The sequence below is a fragment of the Ruminococcus sp. 1001713B170207_170306_F1 genome (assembly GCF_015668065.1).
Taxonomy (GTDB): Bacteria; Bacillota; Clostridia; order Lachnospirales; family Lachnospiraceae; genus Blautia_A; species Blautia_A faecis.
Window position 1 is genome coordinate 68945 of sequence record NZ_JADPEX010000019.1, and the last position, 11281, is coordinate 80225.

Genomic DNA, 11281 nt, shown 5'->3' on the forward strand with positions numbered 1-11281 from the left:
AATCAAACGGAGGAAAGAACTATGAAGAAAAAACTCGTGAGCCTGTTTCTTACAGCAGCAATGACCTGTTCAATGATGGCAGGTGCAACTACCGTATTTGCAGAAGAGAATGCCGATGAGGCAGCAGAAGAAACTGTAGAACTTGCAGAACCTTCCACAGATGAGGGATATACGATTGGTATTTCTGTTCTGAACTTGACTGGCCAGTTCTTCATTCAGTTAGTAGACGCAGCTCAGAATGAAGCAGATGCAACAGGCTGTACCTTAATGACAAACTCCTGCGACAGTGATTCCGCAAAACAGATCACAGCATTGGAAAACTTTATTTCCGCAGGCTGTGATGCAATTATCGTATGTGCAGTTGATTCTGAAGCAGCTAAACCAGTTATTGCTAAGGCAAAAGAAGAAGGCATTGCAGTTGTTTGCCTGACTTCTACAATTGATGGGTATGATGCATATATTGGCTGTGAAGAATACGTACTTGGATATACACAGGGATGTGCAGTAGGACAGAGAATCGCTGAAATGTATGGAACAGATGAAGAAGTACAGGCAGCTACTCTGAACTACGACTTAATGGAATCCGTTATTGCACGTAAAGAGGGAATTATAGCAGGCGTTCAGGAATATGCACCAAACGTTAAATTTGTTGCAGATGCAACAGCAGCAGATCAGGAAGAAGGAATGTCCAATACAGAGAACTTCCTTCAGGCAAACCCAGACCTGAAAGTTGTATGCGGTGTATCTGACGGCGCAGCACTTGGTGCTTACCAGGCATTTAAAGCAGCTGGTATGACAGATCCGGATCAATATCTGATTGCCGGTATTGATGCTACAGATGAAGCTCTGAAACTTATTGATGAGGGAACTATTTATCAGGTTTCCGTAAGCCAGAATCCGACCGCAACAGGTAAAGCTCTTGTTGATACAGCAATTGCAGTCGTAAATAAAGCATCCTACCCGAAAGATAGTTTATTCGACCTTCAAGCTGTAACATCAGCAAATGTAAAAGATTATATCACTGAATAATATAATTTTCAGGTGTTCGGGGGACTGTGAAAAAGTCCCCCGAAGTTATTCAGGGGGTACCCCGGGAAGGAATCAGTTATATGGAACCTATATTAACTTTAAAGAATGTTACAAAAGAATATCCCGGTGTTGTGGCGCTGGATCATATGAATCTGGAAGTTTATCCCGGGGAAGTACATGCACTTATGGGAGAAAACGGTGCTGGAAAATCAACATTGATCAAAGTTGTGTCTGGAGCAATCAAGCCAAATGGTGGAATCATTTTATATGAAGGAAAAGAATACGATTCTATGACTCCGGCTTTGTCAAAAAAACTAGGAATCGGTGTTATTTATCAGGAATTTAATCTTGTTCCGGATCTTTCCGTAGCGGAAAATATATTTCTTGGACAAAAGCTGACCTCAGGTTTTACGATTAACCGCAAGTTAATGAATCAGAGAGCCAAAGAACTTATGGATAGCTTTGGAATCGATATTGACGTAACAAAGGATGTAAAAAGTCTTACAGTTGCTTATCAGCAGTTGGTAGAAATCACGAAAACAATTTCGTCCAATGTAAAAGTACTGATTATGGATGAACCGTCAGCACCGCTGACAAACCGTGAGATTGATGCTATGTTCGGAATTGTACGCAAACTGAAAGCGCAGGGAGTTGCAATTATCTATATTTCCCATAGAATGGAGGAAATTTTTGCCTTGGCGGACAGAATCACGGTTATGCGCGATGGAAAATATGTGGGAACTAGAATGGCTTCCGAAATTGACAATAATGGATTGATCAAAATGATGGTTGGTCGTGACTTGGACGAGCAGTATCCTACTGTAGAAAAGAAAATTGGTGAGGTAGTGCTAGAAGTAAATCGTCTTTGTACTGATGCACTTCTGAAAGATATTAGTTTTCAGGTACATAAAGGTGAGATCCTTGGACTTGCAGGGCTTGTTGGTGCTGGAAGAACTGAAACTGCGAGAGCTATTTTCGGAGCAGATTCAAAATCTTCAGGAGAGATCAGAATTCATGGTAAAACGGTTCAAATCCACAGTCCGAAAGATGCAATCAAAGATGGAATTGCTTTGATTCCTGAGGATCGTAAAAAGCATGGAGCTCTTCTGGAGATGACAATCCGTGATAATATTTCTTTTATTGCTGTGAAAAGTATTTCAAAAGCTGGTTTTGTAGATCGGAATGCAGATAAAAATATGGCAGAAAAGTACATTAAGGAACTGTCAATTAAAACCCCGTCTATGGAACAGCTTACCCGAAATCTTTCAGGTGGAAACCAGCAAAAGGTAGTACTTGCGAAATCCCTGGCATCCAATTCTGATATTATTATATTTGATGAGCCAACAAGAGGGATTGATGTGGGAGCTAAAAAAGAAATTTATGTTCTGATGAATGAACTGGCGAAAAAAGGAATGGCAATTATTATGATTTCTTCTGAAATGCAGGAACTTCTGGGAATGTCCGACAGAATCATTGTTATGCATGAGGGAGAAATGATGGGTGAATTAAAGAAAGAGGATGCTACGCAGGAAAAGATTCTTGAGCTGGCCTCCGGAATCAGATAAGGAGAAAAGACATGAAACAGATATTAAAAAAATTCAGCACACTTATTATTTTAGTTGTCTTGGTAGTTATTTTTTCAGTTGCATCCCCGAACTTTCTTCGGATCAACAATATTCTGAATGTTCTTCGCCAGGTCGCTGTTATTGGAATTTTGTCTGCTGGTATGACATATGTTATCATATCTGGCGGAATGGATTTGACAGTAGGTGCATACCTGGGGCTTTCAGGAGTGGCTGTTGCACAGATGATCAGCGGTGGCATGGTAGCGCCTCTTGCAATTATCCTTACCATGTTGATTATGACCGTTATTGGCGTAATTACAGGCGCACTCATTGTTGGTCTGGATGTATCTGCGATTGTAATTACTCTTGGAATGATGACGGTTGTCCGTGGACTTGCTTACATTTTCTCTGGCGGACTTCCTGTTTATGATATTCCGGATTCCATTGTATTTCTTGGTCAGGGATATGTAGCAGGAATTCCGGTTCCGGTTATCATTATGCTGATCATTGTTGTTCTCGCTGGCCTTATTCTGAAATATTCCTATTTTGGCCGTTACATATATGCTATCGGTGGAAATGTAGAAGCTGCAAAACTGGCTGGCGTTTCCGTAAATAAGATTGTAATTTCTTTGTATGGAATCAGTGCTTTTCTGGCTTCTATCGCCGGTATTGTACTTACAGGACGAATCAGCTCAGGTGCTCCGGCTTCTGGAACCGGAACTGAAATGGATGTTGTAACTGCAGCCGTAATCGGAGGAATCAGTGTAAACGGTGGAAAGGGATCCATGCTTGGTGCATTCCTTGGAGCTGTTATTATCGGCGTGCTTAGCAATGGTCTGACTATTATGAATATTGGAGAGTATTATCAGCAGGTTGTTAAAGGTCTGGTTCTGATTCTTGCAGTAGCTTTTGATGTTCTCGCAAACAAAGAAAAAGTGAAAAAAATGAAAGCAGCATAGGGGGGATGACAGATGAAGTCAATTTTATGTTATGGAGATTCCAATACTTACGGACTTAGGTCTGACTTAGTCAGCAGATACCCAAGAAATGTGCGGTGGACAGGGATTCTTCAAGAAAAATTGGGATCAGAGTATTATATTATTGAAGAGGGACTTGGTGGAAGAACTACTGTATGGGATGATCCTGTTGAGGACTACAAAAATGGTAAAAAATATCTCCTTCCATGTCTGGACAGTCATAAACCTCTTGATCTTGTAGTAATCATGCTTGGAACAAATGATTTGAAATCAAGATTTTCCGTAACACCTTTTGATATTGGTGTATCCATGGAAAATTTGGTGAAAACTGTTTTGAAATCGGATTCAGGTGTCGATTTTGAGCCACCGAAGATTTTGCTGGTGACACCAGTTCCCATTCATAGCGTAAACCGCCCCATGGACTTGGATCAGATGATTCCAGATATGGAAAACAGAAGCAAAGCCTTATCAAATTATTATGAGGATATTGCAAAACGATATGATCTGGCGTATTTGGATCCTGCGGGGAAAGTGGAAGTCAACGAGATTGATGGCATTCATTATACGGAAAAAGGACATGCTCAGATGGCAGAGTTAATGGAAAAGAAAATAAAAGAAATTCTAGAGAGTGTTTGAAAAGGTTTTCTGCCAAATCTCCCACAAAGTGGGTCATACAGATTGTGGGAATGATTTTTCAAACAGGCTCTAGGCTGAAAAATAAGGCAGACTCCAGTAAAAAATGGATGTCTGTCTTATTTTTCTTGAATAATAGTTACTAAAAAGGTATTATTAGTACATAAAATTACAATATTTAATTATCGGAGAAGAGATATGGTTACAATATTTGATGTTGCAAAAGAAGCGGGTGTATCCAAATCTACAGTCTCGCGCGTGATCAATCGGGATACAAAGGTGAAAAAGGAAACAAGAGATGCTGTGGAAGCGGCCATCAAGAAGCTGAACTATTCCCCGAGCTATATGGCACAGGCAATTCGTACCAGAAGAACTCACACGATAGCATTGGTGGTTCCGGAATACAGTAATATTTTTTATACGGACATGTTTCGTGGAGTAGAAGATATTGCATTGAAATATGGCTACATGGTTATGGTCTGTAATACGGAACGTCATGCAATGTCGGAAATCGAATACACAAATCAATTACTAAAGCGAAATATTGACGGCATCATCTACAATACGTATCGTACAGATGATGAGATGGCTGAATATCTCAGGCATATATCTGAACGACTTCCTATTGTGTATATGAACAAATCACTTGGGGATGATGAAAATTATGCATGTGTTTATACTGATGGATTTAAGAGCAATCGAAAAGCAGTCCAGTATCTGATTGATAAGGGACGGCACAAATTAGGCTACGTAATGAATTCGGAAGATGTAAGCATTATTGAAGATCGTTTTGAAGGTTTTGTTCAGGGATTGAAGGACTTTGGACTTGAGCTTAACGAAAAGTGGGTATATCGTGTCCCACGGGAAAATGAGCCAGATTATATTAAACTTGGTCGTGATGCAGCAAAATATTATGCGTCTCTGAAGGACCGTCCAGATGCAATCCTGACTGCAACAGACATGCTTGCTATTGGCTGCGTAAAAGGTTTTAATGAGAGTCGGCTCCAGGTTCCAGAGGAAATCAGTGTTATTGGATTTGATAACATTTTTGTCAGTTCCCTAATAGAACCTCCTCTAACAACAATTGCTCAGCCAGTTCGAAAAATGGGACAGGCAGCAGCAGAAATTTTGATATCCAAACTTCAAGGGAAAAATACGCAGAATAAAGTGATTTTTGAGGGAAAACTGATTGTTAGAGAGACTACGTGATATGGAATGAGTATAGGACAAATTGAACCAAGAAATTAGAAGAAGTATTTCTTTCATAAAAAGAAGGTGAAACTTGGTGGAAAACAAAATAGATTTTAGTGCAATACGATATAATTATGCAGACAGAATAGGCAATCTGACCGCGGAAGCAGTCGGCGTAGTAAAAGGAGAGAAGCATTTTCCGGTTTACAGTGGAAATCGGATTTTTAAGCCGTTGAGTAAATCCAAGCCATTTTCTACGCCTTTGTTCGCTTATGCGGAAGTGTTCTGGTCGAATGTGATAAATGAATATTTTGTATCGGCGCCTTTATATCAGCTGGCTTTTTGCCATGGTTATGAAGAAGAGACACAGAAATACTATGATTATGGGACTGTGGTTCCAAGGATTTATAATGAAGATGAGCAGCTTTTGAATCTTCTGGAATTCTTTCGAAAGTATCCGGATAAAAAGGTAGATATAGATCAGTATGAGAATTATTGTATGATGTTTTATGATTATACGGATATTCTAGAGGCTTCCTATTTCCAGAATCACGAAGACATGGCAGAGCAGCTTGCCATGCAGATCCTGGTTTCTGTGCTGAAAGGCGATCAGAATTATCACTATGAGAATATTGCATTCGTTTGTAATAAAAAAGGAGAAATTCTGAGGCTGGCGCCGATGATCGACCATGAATTCTCCACTTACTTTATGTTTCCGGACAATTCTGCGCAGCATATGTACTGGTACAGTGAGTTGATCCGTTCCATAGAGGGACATGAAGTTCAGGATTATGAATATGACTGTCTGAAGAACCCAAAAGAACGGCAGATGATGGAAAAAAGTGCCGTTTGTCTGCATAAGAATCTTGTGTATATAAAAGAGCATTACCCGGAAGTTACCGCGAAGTTTATAGAGAAACTGAATTGCCTGAAGCATGATCTGGAAGAGAATCCATCTCCATTTTATCTGCAGGAAAATATTGAATATCCGGGAACTGCCAATTCTTATGCTTACATGTCCGGGAAAGCCAGATACAAGGATCATGATGAGGAAAAGGCAAAGCTTCTGGAAGAGAAATATAGTTCCAGGGAAAAGAAAATAGATTTCCATGTATTGAGTGTTCAGAGTGTGCAGGAAATTAAGGGAATTATAAGACTGTTGAAAGTAATTTTGGAGAAGGAGAACAGCAATTGGGATAAAGTAAAGGAACAAAATGATGAGTACAAAGCCGAAACTGGATTTACAGATAGAAAAATAAAAGCATATGACAAGCTGGAACTGACAGATGAGCAGCAGAAAGTTCTTGATGCTCTTAGACAGAACTGTATGGAAGAGACTCTTTGGTCAGCAATTGCAGCCTTCCAAAACTACCCATTCCGCACTGCCTCTGGCCTCCCATACCAGTACAAGCTGAAAATCGGCAAAGACGGAACCTACAACAAAGAGCTTCTCATCGACCGCAGGGAAAACAGCAAAACCCTGTCCTGGAGCAGCATAAAAATGGCATTCCAAAATTGCCGGCAGATATCCGGCATCGTGAAACGTCCAAAGGCATTAGGGGATATTAGAGGTATTTCTTATATTTATCCATTGTTCTGGAAATTTGGACTGATCGAAGTGCCAGAAGAGACTGCGAAGAAGATGTGTGGGGAATGTGACACCGAAGCGGAGCTATGAATGCATGAAAGAAAGAATGCTGTTTTTCAAGGTAGCGACGGTGTGGAATTTTTTCCGTAAATTCAGGGTTTCATGCGGCTTAATGGTAGTTTTTGCGGTTAAGCCGTTGTCTGGGCACATATACAAAAGAAAAAGCTCTGACAAATGATAATTATCTAACAATCATTTGCCAGAGCTTTTAATTACGTAGCAACAAAATAAAATCTATGCCTGCTTATCCCTGCAGTTTCTTACCCTGCTCAAATTTCGGTTCACAGGTCAGCTCCACGCCCAGTTTACGGAAGGAGAGGACATCCACAGAAGAAAGCATAACAGAAGTATGCGCCTGGCAGCCTTTCAGCTTTGGAAACTGCTCCAGGGCAAGACGTGCTTCTGGATTCGTAGCGGCGCTGATGGAAAGAGCGATCATGGTCTCATCCATATGAAGACGAGGATTCTTACTTCCAAGATAATCTGTTTTCAGCTCCTGAATGGGGTGAATGGCATCAGGGGAGATCACATGCTTCTGGTGATCGATTCCGGCAAGCTCCTTCAACACATTCAGAAGAAGGGCAGAGGATGCACCAAGCAGATCAGAGGTCTTACCTGTGATAATCCTTCCGTCCTCCAGCTCCATGGCAGCAGCCGGAGCACCAGTTTCTTTCTCTCTTTCCAGGGCAGCAGGAACAACCTTGCGGTCCTCCAGTGTGGCATGTGCCTGCTTCAGAAGAAGCTCGATCTTGTAAACCTCCTCCTCTGTGCCGGTACCGGACATAAGCGCATCCATACTCTTGTAATATCTGCGGATGATCTCCTGACGGGAAGCCTCCTGGCAAACCTCATCATCCACAATACAGTTTCCAGCCATATTAACTCCCATATCTGTAGGAGATTTGTATGGGCACTCGCCCATGATTTTCTCAAACATAGCCTGTACAACAGGGAAAATCTCTACGTCACGGTTATAGTTGACAGTAGTCTGACCATAAGCTTCCAGATGGAATGGGTCGATCATGTTGACATCATTCAGATCAGCGGTAGCAGCCTCATAAGCCAGGTTTACCGGATGCTTCAGCGGGATATTCCAGATCGGGAAAGTCTCGAACTTGGCATAGCCTGCGCTGATTCCTCTCTTGTATTCATGATAAAGCTGGGAAAGACAGGTAGCCATTTTTCCGCTTCCAGGTCCAGGCGCTGTGATAACAACCAGCGGGCGGGTGGTTTCGATATAGTCATTCTTGCCGTATCCTTCGTCACTTACGATCAGGGAAGTATTGCTTGGATAACCTGGGATATTATAAAGGACATAAACCTTGATCCCAAGCTTCTCCAGACGCTTCTTGAACGCATCAGCACTGTTCTGTCCGGAGTAACGTGTGATGCAGACGCTTCCTACATAAAGTCCTCTGCTTGTAAATTCGTTCATCAGACGGAGCACGTCCTCATCATATGTGATGCCAAGGTCACCGCGGACCTTATTCTTTTCAATATCAGGTGCACCGATTACGATTACGATCTCTGCCTGGTCGGAAAGCTGCATCAGCATGCGCAGCTTGCTGTCCGGCTCAAATCCTGGAAGAACACGGGAAGCGTGGTAGTCATCAAATAACTTGCCTCCAAATTCCAGATAAAGTTTGTTGTCAAATTTGCTGATTCGTTCACGAATGTGCTCGGACTGCATTTTCAGATATTTGTCATTATCGAACCCAATTTTTTTCATTCTGTCTTTCCTCCCTCTTTCTCTGGGCTGTTCTTTACTATGTTCACAAAACACCTTGCGGAATATTGGCGGCACATAGTAATCTTTTAGTTCCTCATCCATTATGTTATTTCTTACTGTAAAGTTACAGGTAAAAAGGATACAGCAGATGCGTTCTGCACCTGCCTCAAAAAATATGTTCCTAGAGTGTATTAGAAAAATCATTCCTGCAAATTGTGCGCACATCCTGCAGAAAGCCTTTTTCAATCACGCTCTAGTATACTACAGTTCGCGCCGTAAAAAAAGTATCTATTTATTTTTCTGATGTGAATTTTTTTGACTTTTTTTCAAAAAAATTCAGAGGGTTTTCACAATATCCAGGTTGATTTATCTGCGTTTTATCTTTATAATAGAAAAGATAGTAAGGAGGAATGAAATGGATAATAATCTGGATAACAATCAAGGCGGACGCCGCTCTGATAAAGGGGATCCAAGAAGAGATCAGGATCCCAACCGCAATAAGAAAAATCATCAGTCCATTCTGGCTTTTCTGATATGTCTTTTGGTTACTCTGGTGTGTTTCAGCCTGTTTACCAATATGCTGCAGGATAATTCCAGTGAGATTACGTATGATAAGTTTATTGATATGGTGAATAATGATGAAGTGAAATCAGTTACACTTCAGTCTGATAATTTGACCATCGTGCCGAAGAAGCAGGTGAATCCTTATCAGGAGATCAGTTATTACACCAATCTGACAGAAGATGAGACTGCCCTTACCAAACGTCTGGAAGGAACCGGTATTATTTTTAAATCTGAGCCGCCGGATGCTTTCGGAGAATTTATGGCAATGATGCTTAGCGTACTTTTACCGTCTGTGCTTCTGTTTGTGCTTCTTATGTTCTTCATGCGCCGCATGAACAAAGGCGGCGGTGGTATGATGGGCGTTGGGAAAAGCCGCGCCAAGGCGTATGTACAGAAAGAGACCGGAATCACATTTAAGGATGTTGCCGGACAGGATGAGGCCAAGGAATCCTTGCAGGAGGTTGTGGAATTTCTTCACAATCCAGGCAAATACGTGGAAATTGGTGCTAAACTGCCGAAGGGCGCCTTGCTTGTAGGACCTCCGGGTACAGGTAAAACCCTTCTTGCCAAGGCTGTTGCAGGGGAGGCACATGTACCGTTCTTTTCCCTTTCCGGATCAGAATTTGTGGAGATGTTCGTTGGTGTAGGTGCTTCCCGTGTCCGTGATCTTTTTGAGGAAGCCAAGAAGAATGCGCCGTGTATCGTATTTATTGATGAGATTGATGCCATTGGAAAGAGCCGTGATTCTCATTACGGCGGAGGCAATGACGAGCGTGAGCAGACTTTGAACCAGTTGCTTGCTGAGATGGATGGTTTTGATACTTCCAAGGGACTTCTGATCCTGGCAGCTACCAACCGTCCGGAGGTACTGGATCCGGCACTTCTTCGTCCGGGGCGTTTTGACCGCCGTGTTATCGTTGACCGTCCGGACCTGAAAGGACGTATTGATATCCTGAAGGTTCATGCGAAGAATGTAAGGCTTGACGATACCGTTGATTTCGAGGCAATTGCCCTTGCCACATCCGGTGCCGTTGGTTCTGACCTTGCCAATATGGTCAATGAGGCCGCTATCCTGGCTGTTAAGAATGGCCGTCACGCAGTTTCCCAGAAGGATCTTCTGGAGTCTGTTGAGGTGGTTCTTGTTGGAAAAGAGAAGAAAGACCGTATTTTAAGTGCCCAGGAGCGCCGTATCGTATCCTATCATGAGGTAGGACATGCACTGGTAAGTGCCCTTCAGAAGGATTCCGAGCCGGTACAGAAGATCACCATTGTACCTCGTACTATGGGCGCACTTGGTTACGTTATGCAGGTTCCGGAAGAAGAGAAATATCTGAATACCCAGAAAGAACTGGAAGCTATGCTGGTCGGATATCTTGGCGGACGTGCTGCTGAGGAGATCGTTTTTGACAGCGTGACAACTGGTGCTTCCAATGATATTGAGCAGGCCACCAAGGTTGCCCGTGCTATGATCACCCAGTATGGTATGTCCAAGAAGTTTGGTCTGATGGGTCTTGCCACTCAGGAGAATCAGTATCTGAATGGTCGTGCAGTGCTTAATTGCGGTGACAATACAGCTACCGAAGTTGACCATGAGGTTATGGAGTTGCTTCGTGTTTCTTATGAGGAGGCGAAGCGCCTGATCAGCAGCCACAGAAAGGCTTTGGACAAGATCGCTGCTTATCTGATCCGCAAGGAGACCATTACCGGTAAGGAATTTATGATCATTTTCCGCGCAGTGGAGAAGGGACTGGAAGTTTCAGATGTGTTGGATGCAGAAGGGCTGAAGGCGCTGGATGAGGCTGTGAAAGCAGAGGATAAGACGGATGAGGCAAATGCGGACACAGAGACAGCGGAATCTGCTATTGCCGTTCCTGCAATTGAACAATACAGATAATATAGGATAAAACATCAGAACCGGGAGACATGTTTTCCCGGTTCTTTTCAA

General features: G+C 42.4%; 8 protein-coding genes. 7 read left to right on the forward strand and 1 reads right to left on the reverse strand.

The window, feature by feature from the left end; genetic code table 11:
- Positions 1 to 21 precede the first annotated feature (21 nt).
- From I4V84_RS12315 to I4V84_RS12340, 6 genes are all read left to right on the forward strand, one after another.
- A complete protein-coding gene (locus tag I4V84_RS12315; RefSeq protein WP_195992299.1) occupies positions 22 to 1029 on the forward strand; it encodes a sugar ABC transporter substrate-binding protein in 1008 nt (335 codons plus the stop codon).
- A gap of 80 nt (positions 1030 to 1109) precedes the next feature.
- The gene (locus I4V84_RS12320) at positions 1110 to 2594 is read left to right on the forward strand and encodes a sugar ABC transporter ATP-binding protein (protein ID WP_195992301.1); all 1485 of its coding nucleotides are present in this window, start codon (positions 1110 to 1112) and stop codon (positions 2592 to 2594) included.
- A gap of 11 nt (positions 2595 to 2605) precedes the next feature.
- A complete protein-coding gene (locus I4V84_RS12325; RefSeq protein ID WP_195992303.1) occupies positions 2606 to 3553 on the forward strand; it encodes an ABC transporter permease in 948 nt (315 codons plus the stop codon).
- A gap of 12 nt (positions 3554 to 3565) precedes the next feature.
- Entirely contained in the window at positions 3566 to 4207 is a 642-nt protein-coding gene (locus I4V84_RS12330; RefSeq protein WP_195992305.1) for an SGNH/GDSL hydrolase family protein, read from the forward strand.
- A 195-nt stretch (positions 4208 to 4402) separates the two neighbouring features.
- A complete protein-coding gene (locus tag I4V84_RS12335) occupies positions 4403 to 5413 on the forward strand; it encodes a LacI family DNA-binding transcriptional regulator (protein ID WP_195992307.1) in 1011 nt (336 codons plus the stop codon).
- A 76-nt stretch (positions 5414 to 5489) separates the two neighbouring features.
- Entirely contained in the window at positions 5490 to 7073 is a 1584-nt protein-coding gene (locus I4V84_RS12340; protein WP_195992309.1) for a hypothetical protein, read from the forward strand.
- Positions 7074 to 7287: 214 nt separating this feature from the next.
- Here I4V84_RS12340 and I4V84_RS12345 read toward each other — a convergent pair whose 3' ends face one another.
- Positions 7288 to 8772 carry a DUF1846 domain-containing protein gene (locus I4V84_RS12345; protein WP_173773449.1) on the reverse strand — a complete coding sequence of 495 codons (1485 nt, stop codon included), beginning with the start codon at positions 8770 to 8772 and terminating at the stop codon, positions 7288 to 7290.
- A gap of 415 nt (positions 8773 to 9187) precedes the next feature.
- On the opposite strand from I4V84_RS12345, the gene ftsH reads away from it, so the two are divergent.
- Positions 9188 to 11230, forward strand: a complete 2043-nt coding sequence (ftsH, locus tag I4V84_RS12350; protein ID WP_195992320.1) for an ATP-dependent zinc metalloprotease FtsH — start codon at positions 9188 to 9190, stop codon at positions 11228 to 11230.
- Positions 11231 to 11281: the final 51 nt, after the last annotated feature.